The sequence below is a fragment of the Rhodococcus opacus B4 genome, assembly GCF_000010805.1.
In the GTDB taxonomy this organism is placed as follows: Bacteria; Actinomycetota; Actinomycetes; order Mycobacteriales; family Mycobacteriaceae; genus Rhodococcus_F; species Rhodococcus_F opacus_C.
The window spans coordinates 5525571-5548372 of sequence record NC_012522.1; the positions used below are offsets into that span (position 1 = coordinate 5525571).

Annotated in this window: 21 protein-coding genes; 9 read left to right on the forward strand and 12 right to left on the reverse strand. The window is 69.4% G+C overall.

Annotated elements, in window-relative coordinates:
- Positions 1 to 43: 43 nt before the first annotated feature.
- Positions 44 to 475 carry a type II toxin-antitoxin system Rv0910 family toxin gene (locus tag ROP_RS25380; RefSeq protein WP_015888863.1) on the forward strand — a complete coding sequence of 144 codons (432 nt, stop codon included), beginning with the start codon at positions 44 to 46 and terminating at the stop codon, positions 473 to 475.
- Here ROP_RS25380 and ROP_RS25385 read toward each other — a convergent pair whose 3' ends face one another.
- On the reverse strand, positions 476 to 1357 hold the full coding sequence (locus ROP_RS25385) for a transporter substrate-binding domain-containing protein (protein ID WP_015888864.1): 882 nt from the start codon (positions 1355 to 1357) through the stop codon (positions 476 to 478).
- A 97-nt stretch (positions 1358 to 1454) separates the two neighbouring features.
- Here ROP_RS25385 and ROP_RS25390 point away from each other — a divergent pair, with 97 nt between their 5' ends.
- Positions 1455 to 3755, forward strand: a complete 2301-nt coding sequence (locus ROP_RS25390; protein ID WP_043825303.1) for an ATP-dependent DNA ligase — start codon at positions 1455 to 1457, stop codon at positions 3753 to 3755.
- Here ROP_RS25390 and ROP_RS25395 read toward each other — a convergent pair.
- A complete protein-coding gene (locus tag ROP_RS25395) occupies positions 3750 to 4019 on the reverse strand; it encodes a hypothetical protein (protein WP_015888866.1) in 270 nt (89 codons plus the stop codon). The two genes, ROP_RS25390 and ROP_RS25395, sit on opposite strands and share 6 nt — an antisense overlap.
- A 22-nt stretch (positions 4020 to 4041) precedes the next feature.
- Positions 4042 to 4758, reverse strand: coding sequence for a hypothetical protein (locus ROP_RS25400; RefSeq protein WP_231868981.1), 717 nt, complete (start codon positions 4756 to 4758; stop codon positions 4042 to 4044).
- A gap of 106 nt (positions 4759 to 4864) precedes the next feature.
- Here ROP_RS25400 and ROP_RS25405 point away from each other — a divergent pair, with 106 nt between their 5' ends.
- The 3 genes from ROP_RS25405 (at position 4865) to ROP_RS25415 (ending at position 8109) form a co-directional block, all read left to right on the forward strand.
- Positions 4865 to 5551, forward strand: a complete 687-nt coding sequence (locus tag ROP_RS25405; protein WP_015888868.1) for a response regulator transcription factor — start codon at positions 4865 to 4867, stop codon at positions 5549 to 5551.
- 23 nt (positions 5552 to 5574) lie between these two features.
- On the forward strand, positions 5575 to 6543 hold the full coding sequence (locus tag ROP_RS25410) for a HAMP domain-containing sensor histidine kinase (RefSeq protein WP_043826799.1): 969 nt from the start codon (positions 5575 to 5577) through the stop codon (positions 6541 to 6543).
- 78 nt (positions 6544 to 6621) lie between these two features.
- Positions 6622 to 8109 carry a DUF4153 domain-containing protein gene (locus tag ROP_RS25415; RefSeq protein ID WP_015888870.1) on the forward strand — a complete coding sequence of 496 codons (1488 nt, stop codon included), beginning with the start codon at positions 6622 to 6624 and terminating at the stop codon, positions 8107 to 8109.
- A gap of 98 nt (positions 8110 to 8207) precedes the next feature.
- On the opposite strand, the gene ROP_RS25420 is transcribed toward ROP_RS25415, so the two are convergent.
- Together ROP_RS25420 and ROP_RS25425 are read right to left on the reverse strand one after the other, a co-directional pair.
- Entirely contained in the window at positions 8208 to 9014 is an 807-nt protein-coding gene (locus tag ROP_RS25420) for an ABC transporter ATP-binding protein (RefSeq protein ID WP_015888871.1), read from the reverse strand.
- Positions 9011 to 9703 (reverse strand): FadR/GntR family transcriptional regulator, encoded by a 693-nt coding sequence (locus ROP_RS25425; protein ID WP_015888872.1) that lies wholly within the window; start codon positions 9701 to 9703, stop codon positions 9011 to 9013. The genes ROP_RS25420 and ROP_RS25425 overlap by 4 nt, the downstream gene beginning before the upstream one ends.
- 95 nt (positions 9704 to 9798) lie before the next feature.
- Here ROP_RS25425 and ROP_RS25430 point away from each other — a divergent pair, with 95 nt between their 5' ends.
- Positions 9799 to 10260, forward strand: a complete 462-nt coding sequence (locus ROP_RS25430) for a PPOX class F420-dependent oxidoreductase (RefSeq protein WP_015888873.1) — start codon at positions 9799 to 9801, stop codon at positions 10258 to 10260.
- Between the two features lie 10 nt (positions 10261 to 10270).
- On the opposite strand, the gene ROP_RS25435 is transcribed toward ROP_RS25430, so the two are convergent.
- The 6 genes from ROP_RS25435 to ROP_RS25460 are packed head-to-tail and all read right to left on the reverse strand — an operon-like array spanning position 10271 to position 17059.
- On the reverse strand, positions 10271 to 11413 hold the full coding sequence (locus ROP_RS25435; RefSeq protein ID WP_015888874.1) for a CaiB/BaiF CoA transferase family protein: 1143 nt from the start codon (positions 11411 to 11413) through the stop codon (positions 10271 to 10273).
- Positions 11410 to 13623, reverse strand: coding sequence for an acyl-CoA dehydrogenase (locus ROP_RS25440; protein ID WP_015888875.1), 2214 nt, complete (start codon positions 13621 to 13623; stop codon positions 11410 to 11412). Before ROP_RS25440 ends, ROP_RS25435 begins: the two co-directional genes overlap by 4 nt.
- An 11-nt stretch (positions 13624 to 13634) precedes the next feature.
- Positions 13635 to 14504, reverse strand: coding sequence for an SDR family oxidoreductase (locus ROP_RS25445; RefSeq protein ID WP_015888876.1), 870 nt, complete (start codon positions 14502 to 14504; stop codon positions 13635 to 13637).
- Positions 14505 to 14514: 10 nt separating this feature from the next.
- Positions 14515 to 15390 carry a MaoC/PaaZ C-terminal domain-containing protein gene (locus tag ROP_RS25450; protein WP_015888877.1) on the reverse strand — a complete coding sequence of 292 codons (876 nt, stop codon included), beginning with the start codon at positions 15388 to 15390 and terminating at the stop codon, positions 14515 to 14517.
- 5 nt (positions 15391 to 15395) lie between these two features.
- The gene (locus tag ROP_RS25455) at positions 15396 to 15827 is read right to left on the reverse strand and encodes a type II toxin-antitoxin system Rv0910 family toxin (RefSeq protein WP_015888878.1); all 432 of its coding nucleotides are present in this window, start codon (positions 15825 to 15827) and stop codon (positions 15396 to 15398) included.
- Between the two features lie 47 nt (positions 15828 to 15874).
- Positions 15875 to 17059, reverse strand: coding sequence for a lipid-transfer protein (locus ROP_RS25460; RefSeq protein ID WP_015888879.1), 1185 nt, complete (start codon positions 17057 to 17059; stop codon positions 15875 to 15877).
- Positions 17060 to 17163: 104 nt separating this feature from the next.
- Here ROP_RS25460 and ROP_RS25465 point away from each other — a divergent pair, with 104 nt between their 5' ends.
- Positions 17164 to 17859, forward strand: a complete 696-nt coding sequence (locus tag ROP_RS25465; RefSeq protein ID WP_015888880.1) for a TetR/AcrR family transcriptional regulator — start codon at positions 17164 to 17166, stop codon at positions 17857 to 17859.
- 23 nt (positions 17860 to 17882) lie between these two features.
- On the forward strand, positions 17883 to 20174 hold the full coding sequence (locus tag ROP_RS25470; RefSeq protein ID WP_015888881.1) for a serine/threonine-protein kinase: 2292 nt from the start codon (positions 17883 to 17885) through the stop codon (positions 20172 to 20174).
- Here the strand turns inward: ROP_RS25470 and ROP_RS25475 are convergent, their stop codons facing one another.
- Positions 20175 to 21437: an Nramp family divalent metal transporter gene (locus ROP_RS25475; RefSeq protein ID WP_015888882.1), complete on the reverse strand. Its 1263-nt coding sequence runs from the start codon at positions 21435 to 21437 to the stop codon at positions 20175 to 20177.
- A gap of 156 nt (positions 21438 to 21593) precedes the next feature.
- On the opposite strand from ROP_RS25475, the gene ROP_RS25480 reads away from it, so the two are divergent.
- Complete coding sequence (locus tag ROP_RS25480; protein ID WP_015888883.1) at positions 21594 to 22772, forward strand: hydroxylase; 1179 nt, start codon at positions 21594 to 21596, stop codon at positions 22770 to 22772.
- The last annotated feature ends 30 nt before the right edge of the window (positions 22773 to 22802 follow it).

A 22802-nucleotide genomic window follows, 5' to 3' on the forward strand; every position in this document is an offset into this window, starting at 1 on the left:
GCCCGCGGTCAACAAGTACTCACGGGCCGTTAGGCTGCCCCACATGGCGAAACTGACGGTCAAGACCGATGTTCCACTCACCCCTCAGGACACCTGGGACAAGGCCTCGAATCTGCGGGACTTCGACAAGTGGTTCGTGGTCCACGACGGCTGGCGCGGCGAACTGCCCGAGACTCTCACTGCCGGAACCGAGATCAGTTCCGTGGTCACGGTCAAAGGGCTCCGCAACCGCGTGAAGTGGACGATCAAGGAGTACGACGCCCCGAACCGCATCGTCCTGAAGGGTGACGGCAAGGGAGGCGTGAAGCTCGGACTGGTGCTCGACGTGACGGCGAAGGGCGACGCCTCCGAGGTGGCGTTCACCATCGAACTGGGTGGCGCACCCCTCTTCGGGCCCATCGGCTCGGGAGTGGCGAAGGCACTGAAGGGCGACATCGAGAAGTCCCTGCAGACCTTCGTCGAGCTCTACGGCTGATCAATCGAGGACGTGCGCGCCGCCGGTGTCGGTGATCCACTCGGCGGCAAGCGCGTCCAGCGTCCCGTCGGCGTAGAGCGAATCGACGGCCGCGGAGACGCACGCGGTGAGCGGGCTGTTCTTCTCCAGCACGAGGCCGAAGAATTCGGTGACGGCGTTCGGGCGCGGGAACTGTCCGACGAGGACGCTGTCCTTCACCTCGTTGGAGGTGATCTGAAACCCGGTCGGGATGTCCACCACCAGCGCGTCGATGTCGCCCGCGGCGAGGGCGGCCTTGGCGTCGTCGGTGGTGGCGAAACTGACCGGTGCCTGGCGCGGTTGCACCGTCTGCGCGATGGCGTCGAAACTCGTGGATCCCACCTGCGCACCGAGGCGGAACGGCGCGAGGTCCGCCAGCGACCTGGCGCGCGCCGCAGGCGAGTTCTTCAGCGCCAGCACCGACTGCGTGACGGCGTAATACGGGGAACTGAAATCGACCGTCTCACGGCGGGTGTCGACGATCGTGAACTGGTCGATGGCGAAGTCGAAATCCTTCTCGCCGGCCGCCAGCGCGGCGTTGAAGTCGACGGTCTCGAATTGCACCTGGTCCGGACCGTATCCCAGTTTCGCGGTCACCTCCCGCGCCACGGCGCCCTCGTAGCCCTTGCCGTTGGACGGGTCGCCGTCGACGAACCACGGCCGGTACGACGGACTGTCGGTGGCGACGGTGACCACACCGTCGTGCGCGGTGGCGCCGCTGCCCGGGGCGCAGTCGCCGACCGCACGGGTGGACGGAAGTTTGGTGAACGCTTCGGGAATCGTCGACGCCTCGGCCTGCGCGTCGACCTGCGACGTGGTGTCGGTGGAGCAGGATCCGGCGAGCAATGTCAGTGCAGCGGACATCGCGGCGACGGCTGTCTTAGGACCTCGGTGCACCCCGTCATCTTGCCTGGCGGGTGGCGATCCGGCCAGCGAAGCGGCCGCGCGGCGCACAATATGTATGTATGGGCGGAGGGAGGTGCGCGTGGCCACTGCGGGAACTCGGCAACTGACCGTCGACGGGCATCGCCTGTCTCTGACCAACCTCGGCAAGGTGCTCTACCCGGAGTCGGGCACCGTGAAGGGCGAGGTGATCGACTACTACTCGCGGATCGCCCCGGCCATGCTGCCGCACGTCGTGGACCGTCCCGCCACCCGCAAACGCTGGCCCAACGGGGTGGACAGCGAGCCGTTCTTCGAGAAGAACCTCGCGGCCTCCGCGCCGGGGTGGCTGGAGCGTCGCGCACTCGAGCACTCGGACCGTTCGGTGCACTACCCGCTTCTGAACTCGGTCGCGGCCCTCGTGTGGGCGGGACAGCAGGCCGCACTCGAACTGCACGTGCCGCAGTGGCGGTTCGACGGGTCGCACCGGGGTCCGGCGACCCGCATCGTCTTCGACCTCGACCCCGGCCCCGGTGTGGGCCTCGTCGAATGCGCGGAGGTGGCGCGGGCCGTGCGCGACCTGGTCGCGAACCTCGGCTGGACCGCGTACCCGGTCACCAGCGGCAGCAAGGGTATTCACCTGTACGTGCCGCTCGACCGGAAACTGGACGGTTCGGGCGCGTCGACCGTCGCGAAACAGGTGGCGACGGGGCTGGAGAAGCTGCGTCCCGAACTCGTCACCGCGACCATGGCCAAGTCGGTGCGCGCGGGCAAGGTATTCGTCGACTGGAGTCAGAACAATCCGTCCAAGACCACCATCGCCCCGTACTCGCTGCGCGGGCGCTCCGAGCCGTACGTCGCGGCGCCGCGGAGCTGGGACGAACTCGACGACCCCGGCCTACGACAGCTGAGGTTCGAGGAAGTGCTCGAACGGTGGGAGTCGGACGGCGACCTGCTCGCCGGACTCGATCCGCCGATCGAGGACGACACCGCCCTCGCCGAGTACCGCCGCAAGCGTGATCCCGGACGGACACCCGAGCCGATGCCGCACACGGTGCAGCCGGGGGCGGGCAACAGCTTCGTCATCCAGGAACATCACGCCCGGCGCCTCCACTACGACCTGCGGCTCGAACGGGACGGCGTCCTCGTGTCGTGGGCGGTGCCGAAGAACGTGCCGACGACGACGGGGGAGAATCGCCTGGCCGTGCACACCGAGGATCATCCGCTCGAATACCTCACGTTCTCCGGGAGCATCCCCAAGGGTGAGTACGGCGGCGGCCAGATGACGATCTGGGACACGGGAACCTACGACACGGAGAAGTGGCGGGACGACGAGGTGATCGTCCAGCTGCACGGTGAGCAGGTGGAGGGCCGGTTCGCGCTGATCCGCACGAAGGGCGACCAGTGGCTGATGCACCTGATGAAGGACCAGTCCCCGGGCGGGTCGCGGTCGTCGGAGCTGCCGCGCGGGTTGTCGCCGATGCTCGCGAGCCCCGGCACCCTCGACGGCCTCGGCGCCGACGAGTGGGCTTTCGAAGGGAAGTGGGACGGCATCAGGGTGATCGCCGAGATCAGTGGCGGCGAACTGAAGATGACGAGCCGCGCGGGTAACGACAAGACCCGGGACTACGCGCAATTGGGTTGGCTGGCAGATTCTCTCGAAGATCACGAGGTGGTCCTCGACGGTGAAGTGGTCGCGTTCGACGAGCGGGGTGTCGCGAACTTCGGCCTGTTGCAGCAGGGCAACGAGCCGCACTTCCTCGCGTTCGACGTGCTGTACCTCGACGGAGTGTCGTTGCTGCGCAAGAAGTACACCGATCGGCGCCGCGTCCTCGAGGCGCTGGCAGCCAAGGTGGACGACCTCGTCGTTCCCCCGCAACTGCACGGGTCCGCGCAGGAAGCCCTGGACGAGAGCCGTCGCAAGGGGTGGGAGGGTGTGGTGGCCAAACGCCGCGAATCCGTGTACCTGCCGGGCAAGCGGGGGTCGAGCTGGATCAAGGTGAAGAACTGGCGCACACAGGAAGCCGTGATCGGCGGGTGGCGCCGCGGCCAGGGCGGGCGGTCCAGCGGAATCGGTTCGGTGCTGCTCGGCGTCCCCGAGGACGAGGGGCTGCGCTATATCGGACGCGTCGGAACCGGCTTCACCGAACGGGATCTGCAGGAACTCGCAGCCACCCTGGGACCGCTCGAAACCGACACCTCCCCGTTCGTCGAAGACCTGCCCACCGCCGACCGCAAGGGGGCCGTGTGGGTGACCCCCACCCTGGTCGCGGAGGTGCGGTTCATGGACTGGACCGGCTCGCGAAGACTGCGGCACCCCAGCTGGCGTGGGCTCCGAAACGACAAGGCGCCTGAAGATGTCGAGGTGGAGTCCTCATGACCGCCAGGGGGCCGGCTCGAACGGGTCCACCGCCGCGGTGTCGAATGACCCGGGCTGTTGCTGCGCCGGGGTGTGCAGTGCCGGGGGAGTGAAGACCGGTAGCGGGGTGGACCCCGGATCCGCGTCGCGGTGCTGTTCGGAGACACTCACGTCGGCGGCCGGCGATGCGGTTCCGCCGGCCACGGCGATTCCGGCCGCGCCGACGACGGAGAGGACGAACGCCGCGCCGGCGCCGATCGCGATGCGGGACTTGGTGTAGGACATGGCGGGAACTTTCCTAAAGTGATCAGGGACCGACGACGGTTCCGCCGTCGACGGGACCGACTCCGCCGGGTGCCTGCGGGACCACGGGCGGGGCGGGCTTCGGGCCGCCGCCGACGGGTAATGGATTTGTTTCGGGGTCGAGCACGCCCGGCTCGACCTGGCCCGGTCCGTCGAACGGACCCTTCGGCGGAACGACGGGGTCGACGACGGGCGGATCTGCGACGACGGGCGGGTCTGCGACGACGGGCGGGTCTGCGACGACGGGCGGGTGGACGACGACCGGCTGCTCGGCGACCGGCTGCTGTTCGACGGGCGGTGCCGGCGGCACGACCTCCGGTCCCGGCGCGGCCGCTTCGGTCTCGGCCGTGTAGCCGGGGTACACCGGGGTCCCCGGGTACTCAGGGCTCCCCGGTTCGACAGGAATGACGGGTTCGACAGGGTTCACGTGTTCCACCGAATAACCGGGGTCCGCGACGACGATCCGGCTCGGGGGCGTCGCCGGTGCCGGCGCCGGTTGCTGCGAGATGCTCCTTTCCTGGCTCGGGGTGGGAGCCCCCTCGGTGTGTCCACCGGCAAGAACGATCACTGCGGCTCCTGCGAGGGAGAACGTGAGGGCGGCGGTTGCGCCGATCGCGATGCGGGTTGCGGTGTGGACGATGGGGTGCCTCCGGTGCGTTTGTGGTTCCCAGCTGGGCTGATAGACCAACCTTGCGCCGGATCCGGGGCTTTCGGCAGGCACCCCAGGGTGTGTATCCACCACCCCGCGGTGGATTCGCGGGCAAACCTGCACAGAATCTTCACAGGCTCTGCCCGGGATACGCACGTGTGCGCAATACAGTCGGGGAATGGACCAGCGAAGAGTGCTCGTGGTCGACGACGAGGCGACGATCCGCGAGGCGGTCGCGGCGCGGTTGCGTGCAGAGGGTTTCGACGTCGTGACGGCGTCGGACGGTCCCGCCGCCGTCACGGTGTGCGCGGCCTCGTCACCCGACGTGCTGGTGCTGGACGTGATGCTGCCCGGATTCGACGGTCTCGAGGTCTGCCGACGCGTCCAGGCGTCGCGGCCCGTACCGGTGCTGATGCTCACCGCGCGCGCCGACGAAACGGACATGCTGATCGGCCTCGGCGTGGGTGCCGACGACTACCTGAGCAAGCCGTTCAGCATGCGGGTACTGGTGGCGCGGGTGCACGCGCTGCTGCGGCGGGCCGATCGCGCGCACGAGGCCGTGCCTGCAGAACGGGGCGGCCTGGCGGTCGGCGACCTCGAGGTGGACCTCGTCGAGCGCCGGGTCCGGCGCGGAGCCGACGAGATTCATCTGACACGAACCGAATTCGACCTGCTCGCATACTTCGCGTCCCGGCCGCGGGCGGCGATAGCGCGGGAATCGCTGCTCGCCGAGGTGTGGGGGTGGGGTGACGGGGCCGGTAGCCGGACCGTCGACAGTCACGTGAAGGCGCTGCGCCGGAAACTCGGCGGCGACCTGATCCGCACCGTGCACGGAGTCGGCTACGCATTGGACGTGCAGCGGTGACCGCGGGCCGGATCTTCGACAGGATGCCCCGACCTCTCGATCCGCTGCGCTCGTTCAAGGTGAAGACCGGTCTTCTCGTCGTGGCCGCGCTGTTCTTCGCCTCGCTGATGTTCTGGGTGACGGCCCGCTGGCCGTTCCGCTATGCGCTCGTCCTGGCGTTGCTGGTGTCGCTGGCCGTGACGCAGATCCTCGCGCACGGGATGACGTCTCCGCTGCGGTCGATGACGGACGCCGCCCGTGCGATGGCGACCGGCGACTATTCGCGCCGGGTGCGGTCGACGTCGCGTGACGAGATCGGTGAACTGGCCCGCGCATTCAACCAGATGGCGGAGGATCTCGAGGCCGCCGATCGGTATCGCCGCGAACTGATCGGCAACGTCTCGCACGAACTGCGCACCCCGATTTCCGCTTTGCAGGCACTGCTCGAGAACGTCGTCGACGGGGTGGAGGAACCCGACCCGGCCCGGATGCGGGTGGCGCTCGATCAGACCGAGCGACTCGGCCGCCTCGTCGCCGAGCTGCTGGACCTGTCGCGGGTGGAAGGCGGTGCGGTGCAACTCGAGCGGGAGATCTTTCCGGTCCGCGAATTCCTCGACGACGTGGTGCGGCAGTCGGAGGACCCCCGGCGGGTTACCGTCGACGTGCAGCCGCCGCACCTGCGCGCCGACGCGGACACCGCACGACTGCACCAGGTGGTGGCGAATCTCGTGGACAACGCGTTCCGGCACGGACCCGCCCACACGGAGGTGGTGGTCCGTGCCCGGCCGGCCGCCGGCGGCGTTGTCCTCGAGGTGGAGGACGACGGGCCCGGTATCGCGCCCGGTGAGCGGTCCCGGGTGTTCGAGCGGTTCACCCGCGGCGGCTCCACCGACGGCGGGACGGGCCTCGGCCTCGCCATCGCTCGCTGGGCGGTGGATCTCCACGACGGCCACATCGAGGTGCTCGACACGGCCGAGGGCTGCCGCATCCGGGTGACTCTGCCCGCCGCCTGACCACAGCTTCACAACCGGGACACGACGTCCCGCGATGACGCCTGCCTTCATCCGGCAGCGACGACCAGGGAGGAAACCATGACCATCGCACCCCCGCAACCCGCACCGCCCACACGACGCGACTTCTGGCCGAGACGGGCCTGGCGCCGCGATCGGACGTCGATGGCGCCGCGCCCGATCGTTCTCGCGGCGGTGGCGGCGGGTTTCGTCGCGGCCCTGACCCTGCAGGTCACGGTGGTCGGTCTCGGCTACGTCGTGACCGGTGCCGCGGTGGCCGCCGCGGTCTTCGCGACGCGCAGGACGATGCCGACGGCCACGCAGGCCGCCGCGATCCTCGGCGCTCTCGCCCTGCTGGCCGTGCTCGGTGTGCGCGGTGCCGGGTGGCTCGCCGCCGTCTGTGCGGCGTTGAGCTGGGTCGTCGGATCATTCGCCATCGTCGGCGGACGCACGTGGACGGGGCTGGTGGCCGGGTCGTTCGCGTTGTGGTTCACCCCGCTGCGGGTGGTGCGCTGGACGCGCCGTGGCGCGCGACGGTGGCACGCGACCGGGACGGTGCCGGTGGGCCGGGTGGTCGGGGTCGCCGCCGTGACCGTGGCTCTGCTGCTGGTGTTCGGTTCGCTGTTCGCCGGCGCGGACGCCGGTTTCGCCGCATTGCTCGGCCGGGCCGCACCGACCGTCCACGTGTCGAATCCATTCGGGCGGTTCGTGCTCGGCGTCCTGGTGTGCGGCGGGACCCTGGGGGCCGCGTACCTGCTGCGGCGCACACCCCGAGTCGACGCACTCGCCCCCGGACCGGGACGCCCGGTTGCCCGGTGGGAGTGGGCGATTCCGCTGGCACTGCTCGATCTGCTGTTCCTCGGATTCGTCGTGGTGCAGCTGACGGTGCTGTTCGGCGGGAACACGCACGTGCTGACCACGGCGGACCTGACGTACGCCGAGTATGCGCGACAGGGGTTCTGGCAGTTGCTGGCGGTGACCGCGCTGACACTGCTGGTGATCGCGGTCGCGGTCCGCAAGGCGTCGCGGGTGGAAGTCGCGGACCGGGTGCTGGTGCGGGTGCTGCTCGGACTGCTCTGCGTGTTGTCGCTGGTCGTCGTCGCGTCGGCGATCCACCGGATGTCGTTGTACGAGAGCCAGTACGGGTACACGCGGCTGCGGGTGACGGTGCTCGCGACCGAACTGTGGCTGGGGTTGGTGTTCGTGCTGCTGATCGCGGCGGGCGTGCGGTTGTCGGGGCGGTGGCTGCCCCGCGCCGTCCTCGCCTCCGCGGTGGGCGGGGTGTTGCTGGTCGCCGCGATCGACCCGGACGCGTACGTGGCCCGCAAGAGCGTGGAGCGGTTCGGCGAGACCGGGCGAATCGACGTGAGCTACCTCGGCTCGCTGTCCGTCGACGCCGTCCCCGCCCTCGACCGGTTGCCCGAACCCGAACGGTCCTGCGCCCTCTATCGACTCGACCGGCAGGTCCGGGGCGAGTCGGAGTGGTACGAGTACAACGCCGCCCACAGCCACGCGAAGGAGCTGCTGGCCGCGCATCCCGTCGGCTCGTGCGATCGGTCGGGGTCCTAGCCGAGACCCCTCGCGGTGTTTGCCGACGGATTTGCCGGAATCACGCGCAATTGCACGGGAATTCGACCAATGTCCGTGCGAATGTGGCGCGTCAGCGGCTAGCCGACCGGCTCGGGGATCCGCGTCTGTGCGACCCACCGGCCACGACTGCGGGTGATCTCGATGGGGTGGTCGAAGCATTCGCTGATGTTGCCGGTGGTGAGAACGTCCACGACGTCGCCCTGCGCGATCACCCGGCCGTCGCGGATGAGGACGGCGTGGGTCGTGGTGGTGGGGATTTCCTCGAGATGGTGGGTGACGAGGATGCTGGCGAGGCTCGGGTATGTCTCGCGCAGTTCGTCGAGCGCGGTGAGGAGTTGTTCTCGCGCAGCGAGATCCAGTCCGGTGGCGGGCTCGTCGAGCAGGAGGAGCTGCGGCTCCGCCATCAGGGCGCGGGCGATCAGGGCGCGGCCGCGCTCACCCTGGGACAGGTTGGGCCACCGGGCGTCCGCGTGCTTCTGCATGCCGAGCGAGGCGATCAGTTCGTCGGCGCGGGCGATCTGCTCCGCGGACGGCGACCACCGCGGCACGAAATCGGGTGTATTGGTCAGACCCGTGAGCACGACTTCGCGCACCGTCAGCGGCGCGTCGATCCGGTATCGCGGGTTCACGTGCCCGATGTGGGCGCGCAACTCGCGCATGTCGACCCGGCCCAGCTGATGGCCGAGGACGCGGACCGTGCCGCGCGTCGGGTGCGCGATCGCGCCGAGCATGCTCAGCATCGTGCTCTTGCCTGCACCGTTCGCGCCGAGCAGCACCCAGTGCTGTCCGCGTTCGATGCGGAGGCTGATGTCGCTGAGCAGATACCGTCCGCTCCGCACGAGGTCGACGTGTTCGATGCTGACGACCGAATCCGGGATGGTCACTGAGTTCCGCCTTTCCGCAGAATCGACATGGTCGGGTCGAGGTTGGCGGCGGTGGCGGCGACGGCCGCCTCGGCGTCGCCGGTCTCCAGTGCGCGCACCAGATCGTCGTGGGCGCAGCTCGTGTCGGGCCGTCCCGGTTCGTGGTCGACGAGTTCGGCCAGCGCGTCGACGAGGAGCGGCCGGATCGAATCGAACAGGGCGGACAGGATGGAGTTGCCGGCGATCTCGAGGATCGCGGCGTGGAAGTCGAGGTCGGCGGCGACGAACACGGCGGTCGACGCGGTGGTGCTGTCGTGCCGGGTGGACAACTGCTCTCGCAGCCGCCGGAGGTCCTCGGGGCGCGCGCGTTCCGCGGCGAGCCGCGCGGCCTCGATCTCGAGGGCGCGCCGCACCTCGTAGACCTCGAGCAGACGGGCACGGCGCAGCAGCTTCCCGAGGCCCGCACCGCTCGTGGGGGGCTCGGCGACGAACGTGCCGACGCCGTGCCGCACGTCGAGCAGGCCGTCGCGGGCGAGCAGCCGAACGGCCTCGCGGACGGAGGACCGGCCGACGCCCAGTTCGGTGGCCAGTTCGGCCTCGCTGGGGATGCGGCTGCCGAGCGTCCACTCGCCGTCCCGGATCCGGGCAGTGAGGAGTTCCTCGAGCTGGGGGACCAGCGGTCCGCTACGGAGGGTGGGACGTCCGGGCATGGGGGCGACGCTAGCACAGTCCTCAGACGTCTGAGGACTGCCCCGGGCATAGGGTGACTTCAGCAAGGACCACCGCAGCAGAGGAGAGGTGCACCATGGCAGTCGCCACCGCAGATCGTGTCACGCGGGAAGAGTTGCTCGACTTCATCCGGCCCCGGCATCGCGTCGTCCTGATCACCCGGAAGCGTTCCGGAGGCCTGCAGATCTCCCCGGTCACGGCCGGACTCGACGAGGAGGGGCGGATCGTCGTCTCCACCTACCCGCAGCGAGCCAAGGCCGCGAACGTGCGCCACGACCCCGCCGTGAGCGTGTGCGTGCTGTCCGACGAGTTCAACGGCGCCTACGTGCAGGTCGACGGGACGGCCGAGGTGCTGGACCTGCCCGACGCACTCGAGCCGCTGGTGCAGTACTTCCGCGGCATCTCCGGCGAGCATCCCGACTGGGACGAGTACCGCGACGCCATGCGCAAGCAGAACAAGAGCCTGATCCGGATCACCATCGACGAATGGGGACCCATCGCGACCGGTGGCTTCCCACCGGGCACCGATCGCGGATAGGTCCCGTCGCCTATTCGACGGCGCCCGCCGAGCGCAGTCTCTCGATGGCCGCCGCGTCGTAGCCCGCCCGCGCGAGGATCGCGTCGGTGTCCTGCCCCGGCCGCGGCGCCGGCCGGGGCACCGGCGCCGGGGTGCGGCTGAAGCGCGGCGCCGGTGCGGGCTGGCGGATGCCGCCCACCTCGACGAACGTCTCCCGCTCCTTGTTGTGGGGATGCTCGTGCGCCTCCCACGGCGAGAGGACGGGCGACACGCACGCGTCGGAATCGGCGAACAGCGCCGCCCATTCGTCCCGCGGACGGGTCGCGAACACGTCCGCGAGCTGCGCCTTCAGCTCCGGCGCCGCATCGAGGTCGTACTGCAACGGCAGATCCTCGCCCGACAGCCCGAGCACGTCGAGGAGTTCCCCGTAGAAGTGCGGTTCGACGCACCCGACCGCCACGTGCAGGCCGTCGGCGCACTCGTACGTGTCGTAGAACGCGGCGGCCCCGTCCAGGACGTTCTGCCCGCGACCCTCCTGCCACAGCCCGGCGGCGTTCATCCCGTGGACGAACGCCGTCAGCAGCGCCGCGCCGTCGACCATGGACGCGTCCACCACCTGACCACGGCCCGACCGCGTGCGCTCGTGCAGCGCGGCCAGGATCCCCATCGTCAGCATCAGTCCGCCGCCGCCGAAGTCGCCCAACAGATTCAGCGGCGGTACCGGCCGCTCGCCGGCCCGCCCGATGGGGTCGAGCGCGCCCGCGAGCGCGATGTAGTTGATGTCGTGCCCGGCCCGCGGTGCGAGGGGCCCGTCCTGACCCCAGCCCGTCATCCGCCCGTAGATCACGCCGGGGTTGCGGGACAGGCAGTCGTCGGGACCGATGCCCAGGCGTTCCGCGACGCCGGGACGGAAACCCTCGACGAGGATGTCGGCTCCGTCGACGAGTCGCAGCACCGCATCCAGTCCCTCCGGGGTCCGCAGGTCCACGGCGATCGACCGTCGCCCGCGGTCGAGCACACCCGACGGCGCCATCAGCCCGCTGCCGCCGTCGCCTGCCCGCTCCACGCGGATCACGTCCGCGCCGAGATCGGCGAGGATCATGCACCCGAACGGAGCGGGCGCGAGGCTCGCCATCTCGACGACGGTCAGCCCGCTCAGCGGCCCGCGGGTCACGACACCCCCTGCGCATCGCGGGGCAGTCCGAGCATGCGTTCGCCGATCACGTTGAGCTGCACCTCGGTCGTGCCGCCGTAGATGGTGGTGGCGCGGCCCGCGATCAACTGCTCCATCGCCTTGCCACTCGGCTCACCCGGAATGCTGACGGCGCCCGCCGCCCCGAGTTCGGCGACGACGAACTCCGCGATCGCCTGTCCGAGCCCCATCCCCAGCAGCTTCCCGACGCTCGACGTGGTGCTCACGTCGGTCCCCGACAGCTGCTTCAGCACGATGCGGGAGCCGATGAGGTCGACGGCCTGGCTCTCGGCGACCAGTTCGCCGACGCGGAAGCGGCCCAGCGGGCCGAGGTCCCGGCCGCGGGCGAACTGCAGCAGATCCTTGTCGGTGGCGTAGGCCTCCATCTTCTGGCTCAGCGCCACCCGCTCGCCGGCGAGGGTCGTGCGTGCCACGTTCCAGCCGTCGTTCACGTCCCCGACCACGTTCTCGTCCGGAATGAACACGTCGTCGAGGAAGACCTCGTTGAACAGGGCGGACCCGGTCATCTCGCGCAGCGGCCGGACGGTCACCCCCGGCGTCGACATGTCCAGCACGAAGTACGTGATGCCTTCGTGTTTCGGCTTGGCCGGGTCGGTGCGGGCGATCAGCATCGCCCAGTCGGAGAACTGCGCGACCGTGGTCCAGATCTTCTGCCCGGTCACCTTCCAGCCGCCGTCGACCTTCTCGGCCTTCGTGGTCAGCGACGCGAGGTCGGAGCCGGCCCCCGGCTCGCTGAACAGCTGGCACCACACCAGGTCTCCGCGCAGCGTGGGAATGGCGAGGTCCCGCTTCTGCGCGTCGGTGCCGTGGGCCACGACGGCCTGCACCGCCCAGCCGCCCATCAGCAACTGCGGCATCGGGATGCCCGCCGTCTTGATCTCCTGGGCGATGACGATCTGCTCGAGCGGGGACCCGCTGCGCCCGTACGGCTTCGGCAGGTGCGGCTGCACCCAGCCGCCGTCGCCGAGTGCGATCAACTGCTCGTCCTCGTCGAGGCCGGCCAGTGGGGCGAGTGCCGCCCGCACCTCGGTGCGGATCGTCTCGGCCTCGTCCGGCAGTTCCAGTTCGGACGTGCGGGCGGTGCCGGCGAGGCACTGGTCGGCCACGCGGCCCGCCCGTTCCTCCCGGGTGCCGAGGAGCCCTCGGATCGCCAGTGCGCGCCGGTAGTACAGGTGCGCGTCGTGCTCCCAGGTGAATCCGATGCCGCCGTGGACCTGGATGCAGTCCTGCGCGCACTGCACCGCGGCATCCGGGACGACGACGGCGGCGATGTCCGCGGCGAAATCGGCGGTGTCGTCACCGCTGTCGAGGGCGCACGCGGCGTCCCACAGCACCGCGCGCGCCTTCTCCAGGGCGATCCCCATGTGCGCGCACTTGTGCTTGACACCCTGGAACTGGCCGATCGGACGCCCGAACTGCACTCGGGTCTTCGCGTACTCGGACGCGGTGGACACGCACCAGGACATCACGCCGATCGCCTCCGCACCGAGGACGACGGTGGCGAGGGACCGGACGCGCTGCTCGGTGAGCCCGTCGAGGATCCGGTCGGAACCCACCCGGACGTCGTCGGCTGTGATCCGTGCCGAACCGCGGAGCACGTCGATGCTGTCCTGCACCGTGATCGTGACGTCGGCGGAGTCGACGACCGCCCAGCGGACGTCGTCGCCCACGGTGATCGGGAGAAGCACGGTGTCGGCGTGTTCGCCGCCGAGGACGGCGTCCGCGACACCGGTGACACGGTATCCGCTTTCGTGTGCCGATGCCGAGAGTGGGCGGCCGAGTGCGACTGCGGCGGTGCGGGTTCCATCGAGAAGACCCGGCATCAGTTCGATGCCGACCTTGGAATCCGCGGCGGCCACGAGGGCGGCGGACAACGCGGTCGGGACGAACGGGCCCGGGGCGGCGGTGCGTCCGAGCGCCTCGAGCGCCACCGCCAGCGTGAGGAGACCGGCGCCGTGGCCGCCCTTGTCCTCGGGGACGTGCAGCCCCAGCAGGTCCTGGCCGGCGAGCGCCTCCCAGAACGGCGGGAACTTGTCCTCGCCCTTGGACTCGACCGCGGCGCGGACGTGATCGGACGTGATGGTGCGTTCGGCGAAGGCGCGGACCGACTCGGCGAGCGCCCGGTGCTCCTCGGTCAGCCCGAGCCCGAGTTCATAGGTGTTCTTGGCCATGTCGGGCCCCTTCAGCCGAGCCGGTCGGCGAGGTCGGCGACGGTCCACGGGCCGTCGCTCTCGATGGTCGTGACGTCGTGCCAGCCGGCGAGTTCGGAGATGGCCCCGCCCTGCACGGCGAACACCTTGCCGGTGATCTTGCAGTTCGCGTCGGCCAGCCGCGCGACGAGCGGGGAGATGTTGGCCGGGCTGAACGCGTCGAACTCGCCCTCCGGCACCTCCTCGGCGAACAGCGCGCCCATGCCGGGGGTGGCCAGCGTGAGCCGGGTGCGGGCGATCGGGGCGATCGCGTTGACCCGGACGCCGTAGCGCTCGAGTTCGTCCGCGGCGACCAGGGTGAGTGCGGCGATACCGGCCTTCGCGGCGCCGTAGTTGCCCTGGCCGGCGTTGGGCATGAACGTCCCCGACGCCGACGCGGTGTTGATCACGGACGCGGTGACCGTCTCACCCGCCTTGGTCCGTGCCTTCCAGTACGCGGCCGCGTGGTGCAGCGTGGCGGCGTGGCCCTTGAGGTGCACGGCGATGACGGCGTCCCACTGGCTTTCGGTCATGCCCGCGATGAAGGCGTCCCGCAGGATGCCGGCGTTGTTGACGAGGACGTCGAGCCGTCCGAACTCGCGCACCGCCTGGCCGACGAGGGCTTCGGCGCCGTCCCAGGACGCGACGTTGTCGGTGTTCGCGACCGCCCTGCCGCCCGCGGCGACGATCTCGTCGACCACCTGCTGCGCCGGGCCGGAATCCGCGCCGGTGCCGTCGTTCGCACCGCCGAGGTCGTTGACGACCACGGCGGCCCCCTCGCGGGCGAAGAGCAGTGCGTGCTCCCGGCCGATTCCGCGGCCGGCGCCGGTGACGATCGCCACCCGTCCGTCGAGTGTTCCCATGTGCGTGCTCCTAGTTTTCGGTGTCCGCGATGACGGCGAGGCCGTCCTTGATGACGAGTTCGTCGCCGACGCTGGTCTCGAAGGCGTACGACTTCGCCCCGCCGGTGGATTCGGCGATCTGATGGAACTGCGTGGCGACGTCCTGTCCGGGCAGGACGGGTTTCGCGAACCGCACCGCGAGGCGGCGGAGGCGTTCGACCCGGCCGTCGGCGAGTTCGGTGAGCGCCGCCCACGACGTGAATGCCATGGTGCACAGGCCGTGGTTGATGATTCCGGGAAGACCCGACATCCGGGCGATCTCGTCGTCGAGGTGGATCGGCATCGGATCACCGGAGGCGGGCGAGTACCGGAACGTCTGGTCTTCGTCGATGTGCTGGGTGATCGTCGCGACGGGAGCCTGCACGCGCAGGGTCTCGTCGAATCGGTGTGCGGGAGCCGGTTCGCCGAGACCGGCTCCCGCGTCGACCTTCCGGAAGAACGCGGTCATCCACTGCTCGTTGACGAGTTCGCCTTCTTCCGTGGCGGTTTCGACGTAGACGACGACGGTGGATCCGTTCGCGCGGCCCTCGAATCCGATCGGCTTCGCGCGGACCACGAGGTTGTCGCCGGGCCGGATCGGGCGGTGGAAGTGGAAATCCTGTTCGCCGTGCACGAGTTTCATCAGCAGTTCGACGGGGGCGACGGACAGTGCCGCCGGTGCCATCGACGTGAACGCGGGAACCACGGCGAACACCGGGGGCGCCACCTCGCCGGCGAGGTGGCGTTCGATGGGATCATTGGTGGCCGCGGCGTACTCGGCGATGCGCTCTGCGGTGACCTCGAACCGTTGCGGATCGGTCCACTCGCCGAGCCCGGTCGTGTCGAATTCGACTGTGGGGGTGGTCACGCGAGTCAGCCGACCATGTCGGCGAACCCGGCCAGGGACGCCTCCAGATCCGCCTTGGCGTTCTTGGCGACGGCCTTGCCGATGGGGCCGACGATCATCGTGCCGGTGAAGCTCGCGTCGATGATCGCCTTGGACCCGGCGCCGTCGGGTTCGACCTTCAGGGTGAATTCGACGGTCACCCCGGCCATGCCGGTGCCGGAGATCTTCACCATCTCGGGCACCTGCACCTCGGTGACGGTCCACTCGATCTTGTTGGCCATGCCCATCACGGAGACCACCTCGGTGAACTTCGATCCGAGTGCCACCTCGGTGGGGATCTCGCTCTTCCAGGATTGGTGGATGGTCAGCCACTCCTCCCAGCGGGACAGGTTGGACAGTGCGTCCCACGCCTTGTCGGGGGAGGCGGGAAGGGACGCTGCGACGGAAACGGAAGCCATGGTGTACTCCTGGTGCTCGAGGTGAAAGAACTTGTGGAAGAGAAGGTTCAGAGTGCGCGGTAGGCGGTGACGACGACGGCGCCGCCGAGGCCGATGTTGTGCTGCAGGGCGACCGCGGCGCCCTCGACCTGACGCTTGCCGGCCGTCCCGCGGAGTTGCCAGGTGAGTTCGCTGCACTGCGCGAGTCCGGTGGCGCCGAGCGGGTGCCCCTTGGAGATGAGGCCCCCGGACGGGTTGACCACCCAGCGCCCGCCGTACGTGGTGTCGTCGTTGTCGACGAGTTTGCCGCCCTCGCCCTCGCCGCACAGGCCGAGTGCCTCGTAGGTCAGCAGTTCGTTGGTGGAGAAGCAGTCGTGGAGTTCGATGACGTCGATGTCGTCCGGTCCGATGCCGGCCTGGTCGTACACCCGGGCCGCGGCCGTGCGGGTCATGTCCGCGCCGACCAGGCTGATCGCGCTGCGGTCCTCGAAAGTGCTCGGGAGGTCGGTGACCATGGACTGGCCGACGATCTCCACGGCCTGCCCGGCGAGGTCGTGCTCGTCGACGAACTTCTCGCTCACCACGACGACGGCACCGGAGCCGTCCGAGGTGGGGGAGCACTGCAGTTTGGTGAGTGGCCCGTAGATCGGCTTCGAGCCGAGGATCTCGTCGAGCGTGTACTCGTCCTGGAACTGGGCGTACGGGTTGTTCTGTGAGTGGCGGTGATTCTTCACGCCGATCTTCGCGAACTGTTCCGCCGTGGTCCCGAACCGTTCCATGTGTTCCTTGCCCGCGGCGCCGAACATGTACGGGGCGGGCGGCATCGCGAACTCCTGGAGTTCGGCGAGCGCGAGGAGATGACGCATCATCGGCTGTTCCCGGTCGTCGTACGTGGACCCGAGCGAACCGGCCTGCATCTTCTCGAAGCCCAGCGCGAGCGCGCAGTCGACCTGACCGCTGCGGACCGCCTGGGTGGCGAGGAAGAGCGCGGTCGATCCCGTCGAACAGTTGTTGTTGACGTTGACGATCGGAAGGCCGGTGAGGCCGAGTTCGTAGACGGCCCGCTGCCCCGACGTCGACTCGCCGTACACGTATCCGACGTACGCCTGCTCCACGAGCCGGTACTCGACGCCCGCGTCCTCGAGTGCCCGTCCGCCTGCCTCCCGCGCCATGTCGGGGTAGTCCCACTCGCGTGCACCCGGTTTCTCGAACTTCGTCATCCCGACGCCGACGACGAACACCCTGTTACCCATTGCGGCTCCCTGAGTCCGGAGAAATGTGTGTGTGACACCCTGTCTCACCAAAGTATGTGAGACATCCTGTCCAAGTCAACAGTCGGATGGGTAACGTATGAGCGATGCCGGACAATGTGGAAACCGCCGCGTCGCCCCAGGGTGACGGCCGCGCCACGCGCTGGGAGGACCACAAGGCGGAACGCCGCAGCCGGATTCTCGAAGCCGCGATGGATGCCATCAACGAGAACGGCCCCGACGTCGGTGTCCAGCAGATCGCGAACCGCGCCGACGTGCCGCGGTCGGTGGTCTACCGGATCTTCACCGATCGCGGTGACCTCGACGAGCAGTTGCGCGGACGCATCATCGAGCGGCTGATGGCCGACCTCGCACCCACGCTGACGCCGGAGGGCACCGTGGGTGAGGCGATCGCGCGGGCCGTCGAGACGTACCTGCGGTGGATCGTCGAATACCCGCGCCTCCACCAATTCCTCGGCACCGGATCCCCGAGCAGGCGCACCACCGGCTCGCGCGTCGTGACGGGCACGAAGACCGCGATCGCACTCCAGTTGTCGGGCCTGCTCGCGACGGTGCTCGACGCGGTCGCCGGCAATTCCGATCTGGCCGAGTCGCTGGCGTTCGGATTGGTCGGACTCGTCGATGCAAGCGTCAACCGCTGGCTGAGCAACCCGCAGTCGGCGCTCGGCAGCGACGAACTGGCGGAGTTCCTCGAGGTGTCGATCTGGCAAGTGCTGCACGGCAATCTGACGCGGATCGGCGTCACCATCGACCCGTCGACCCCGGTGTCGGAACTACAGTAGTCGGACGGGCATGGCCAGCTACCATGGCTTTCATGCCCTCCCGGCGAGGTTCACCGGCCGCTTCCGAGCAGGCCTGGGTGTCGGACACGGCGGTCGGCGACGCCGTCGCGCGCTTCGCCAGTGCCTGGGAGTCCTCGTCGTCCGCGCCCGATCTGGTCGCCTATCTGCCCGCCTCTCCGGCACTTCGCCGGGTCACGCTCATCGAACTGCTCAAGGTCGATCTGGAGAACCGCTGGCTCCGCGGCGATCACCCGAAACTACTGGCGCAATACTGCGAGGAGCTGCCCGAACTGCGGCGGTGGCCGCTGCCGCCGGACCTGCTGTACGAGGAGTTCCACATCCGGAGGCGCAGCGGCGAGTCGGTGGAGGCGAGCGAGTACACGCTGAGCTTTCCGGCGCAGGCGGGCGAACTCGAAGAACTGCTCGGCACCGGCGAGTACCAGAGCACCCTGCTCCACCGCGGGGAGCAGGCGTCGACGATGTCGGCGGGGGATGCCGGCGCCCTCGACGATCTGGAGGTGGGCCAGCGGATCGACGATTTCGATCTCGTGAACGGTCTCGGCCGGGGCGCGTTCGCGCGGGTGTTCCTGGCCCGGCAACGGTCGCTGCAACGGATGGTTGCCGTGAAGATCTCTCAGGATCACGGCACCGAACCGCAGACCCTGGCCCAGTTCGACCACGACTACATCGTCCGGGTCTTCGATCAGCGACTTCTCGCAGGCCGCGATCTGCGACTGCTGTACATGCAGTACGTACCGGGAGGCACGCTGCTCGACGTGGTCGGGCGGGTGCGGGAAACGCCGCCGGAGGCGCGCAGCGGCGCCGTGCTGCTGGACGCGATCGACCGTGCGCTGGTGGGCCGGGGCGAGATTCGGCCCAGCGAATCCGGCGTGCGCAAGGAGATCGCGACGCTGACGTGGCCCGAGACGGTGGCCTGGCTCGGCCGGAGGCTGGCGCAGGCGCTCGACTACGCGGGCGAACACGGCGTCCTGCACCGCGACGTCAAGCCGGCCAACGTGCTGCTGACGGCGGAGGGCGTCCCGAAGCTGGCCGACTTCAACATCAGTTTCAGCGGCAACATCGCCGGGGCGAGTCCGGTCGCCTACTTCGGCGGCTCGCTGGCGTACATGTCACCGGAACAGCTCGAGGCGATCCACCCGGACCGGCCGGGCACCCCCGCCGACCTCGACACCCGCAGCGACCTGTACTCGCTCGCCGTCGTCCTGTGGGAGTTGCTGACCGGCGCACGGCCTTTCGACGACAGCGACGCCGAGTTGCATTCCCACCCGCCCGGCGACCGCACCACCCTCGACGCGATGCTCGCGCGGCGCCGGGGACACGACGAACCGGCCGCAGGCGAACTGCCCGCCGACTGCCCGAACGCGCTGCGGCGGGTGCTGCTCACCTCGCTGGCCCCGGAACCGAAGGATCGGTACTCCTCCGGCGCCGAACTCGCCCAGCAACTCGACGTCTGCCTCGACGCGCACGCCCGCGATCTGGTCGACCCTCCGCCGGGGAGCTGGCGCCTGCGGATGCGCCGGTGGACGCACCCGATCATGTTCCTGGCCATCGCCGTTCCCAACTTCCTGGCCATCCTCTACAGCTACCACCACAACAGCACCCTGATCATCAGCAAGCTGCCGCCCGGCGCGCAGGAGAACTTCGAGCGCATCACCCGGATCGACTACACGATCGCGTTCCTGATCGGGATCGCGGGCACGCTGTCGATGGTGATCTACCTGACGGTGGTGGCGGCCGGTCTGCGCCGGGGGCGGGTGTACTCCGGTGCTCAACTCGCCCGCGCCCGCAAGGACACCCTGCTGCTCGGTCAGCGGTGCGCCCTGCTCTGCCTCGGGCTGTGGATCGTCAGCGGCCTCGTCGTGCCGATCACGCTGGAGGTGAGCGGCAGCGAGGTCCCGTGGAACACCGTCGTCCACTTCACCGCGTCCCAGCTGGTCTGCGGGGCGATCGCCGTGGTCTACCCGTTCTTCTTCGTGAACTTCTACGCCGTCCGCTGCCTCTACCCGGTGTTTCTGCGGCACGGCGAGATCAGTGCGTCGGACGCCCGGATGCTGAAGCGGCTGGGGCGGCGCAGCACGTTCTTCCTCGCCGCGGCCGCCGCCGTGCCGCTGCTCGGGATCGCGGGGGCCACGTTCATTCCCCCGGAGGATCTGCCCCGCGTCATCGTCGCGCTCCGCGTGCTGTGCGTCGGCAGCGTGTTCGCGTTCCTCGGGGCCTACTGGATGTTCCGGATGCTGTCGGAGGACCTGCAGGCCCTGGAACGCGTCGTGTCCGGGGCGCCGCGACACGAGTGATCAGTTCGACCCCGTGAACGTCAGCCACAGCAGCGACACGTTGAGCACGACGATCAGCGACGCCGCCACCCAGGCGGCGACCGTGGTGGCCGCCGCGTTGCGGTGGACTCCCATCAGGTCGCGGGCCGACGTCATCCGCACGAGCGGGATCACGGCGAACGGGATGCACAGGCTCAGGACCACCTGGCTGAGGACGAGCGCGAACGTCGGATCGACGCCGACCGCGAGCACGACGAGCGCTGGGATCAGCGTGACCACCCGGCGCAGCAGCAGCGGGATCCGCATCGACAGCAGGCCGTACATGATCTCGGATCCGGCCGCGCAGCCGATCGACGTGGAGGCCAGGCCGGACGCCAGCAGTCCCACGGCGAAAATGACCGCGACGGTGGGGCCGAGTGAGTTCTGGATGGCGGCGTGGGCGCCGTCGATCGAATCGGTGCCGGGAATGCCGCGCAGGGCCGAGGCGGCGAGCAGCAGCATGCCGATGTTCACCGCACCCGCCACGATCAGCGCACCGACCACGTCCCACTTCGTGACCCGCAGCAGTCGTGCGAGGCGCGGGCCTTCGAGGTCGTTGCCGTGCCGGTCGCGCGCGAGGGCGCTGTGGAGGTAGATGGCGTGCGGCATCACCGTGGCGCCGAGCATGCTCGCGGCCAGCAGCACCGTCTCGGTGCCCTCGAACCGCGGCACGAGACCGGCGAGTGCCTCCGTGCCCGACACGTCGGTGAACGCCAGTCCGGTGAGGAACCCGACGGTGATGATCGTGAGGAGTCCCATCACGACGAACTCGAACGTCCGCTGGCCGCGGCGGCTCTGGATCGACAGGATGCCCATCGACACGACGCCCGTGATGAGGCCCCCGACGAAGAGGGGAACGCCGAACAGGAGGTTGAGTGCGATCGCACCGCCGATCACCTCGGCGAGGTCGGTGGCGACCGCCATCGCCTCCGCCTGTAACCAGAACGCACGGCGGTTGCCGGTCCGCAGGCGTGTGCCCAGCATCTCCGGCAGCGATTTGCCGGTGACCAGCCCGAGCTTGGCGGACAGGTACTGCACCAGCACGGCCATGGCGTTGGCGAGCACCAGGACCCAGACGAGCAGGTACCCGTACTTCGCGCCCGCGGTGAGGTTGGCGGCCACGTTTCCGGGGTCGACGTACGCGATGGCGGCCACGAAGGCGGGTCCGAGGAGCGCGACCGTCCGGAGACTGCCCTTGCGGGGCCTGCGGCGCGGGAGGAGAGGGCTGGGGGCCTCGATGCTCACGGAGCTCCTGATCGTGGTCGCACGGGTCTACCTGCTGATTCGTATCTCCGCACTATAGATTTAGGTACCACGAACTTTCAAGTGCGGAGTGTGGATCGGCATGCCGGGGCTATATTGACTAGAACGTGTTCTAATCACGGTGGAAGGGGAGCCCCGATGGGTCAGGTTCTCGACAGAATCGAAGCCGTCGCCGACGAGATTCGCGGGCAGGCCGTCCGGTCGGAGGCGGACTGCCGGCTCACCGAGACCGCCGCAGGCCTCCTGCGCGACTCCGGGGCGATCCGATTGCTGCAGCCCAAGCTCTACGGCGGCTACGAGGTCCACCCCCGCGAGTTCGCCGAGACCGTCATGGGAGTCGCCGCACTCGACGGTGCGAGCGGATGGGTCACCGGGATCGTCGGCGTGCACCCGTGGGAACTGGCGTTCGCCGACCCACAGGTGCAGGAGGAGATCTGGGGCGAGGACAACGACACGTGGATGGCGTCCCCGTATGCGCCCATGGGTGTCGCGACACCGGTCGACGGCGGATACGTCCTGAACGGGCGGTGGTCGTTCTCGTCCGGAACCGACCACTGTCAGTGGGCCTTCCTCGGGGCGATGGTCGGCGACGGCGAGGGTGGCATCGCGATGCCGCCGTCGTCGCTGCACGTGATCCTGCCGCGCACCGACTATCAGATCGTCGAGGACACGTGGGACGTCATCGGACTGCGCGGAACGGGAAGCAAGGACCTGATCGTCGACGGTGCGTTCGTCCCGGGTTACCGGACGCTGAGCGCGTCGAAGGTGATGGACGGGCGGGCGCAGAAGGAGGCGGGCAGGCCGGAACCGCTGTACAACATGCCGTATTCGTGCATGTTCCCGCTCGGCATCACCGCCGCCGTCATCGGCATCACCGAGGGCGCGCTGGCCTGTCACATCGCGGTGCAGAAGGACCGCGTCGCCATCACGGGGCAGAAGATCAAGGAGGATCCCTACGTGCTCAGCGCGATCGGGGAGTCCGCCGCCGAGATCAATGCGTCGCGGGTCTCCCTCATCGAGACCGCAGACCGGTTCTACGACAAGGTCGACGCGGGCAAGGAGGTCACGTTCGAGGAGCGTGCGATCGGACGCCGCACCCAGATCGCAGCGGCCTGGCGCGCGGTGCGTGCGGTGGACGAGATCTTCGCGCGGGCCGGCGGCGGCGCGTTGCACTACAAGACTCCGATGCAGCGTTTCTGGCGGGACGCGCACGCAGGTCTGGCCCACGCGGTCCACGTGCCCGGACCGACCAACCACGCGAGCGCGCTCACCCAGCTCGGCGGCGAACCGCAGGGGATGATGCGCGCCATGATCTAGACGCCGGGAGGCCGAGTCTCGGCCTCCCGG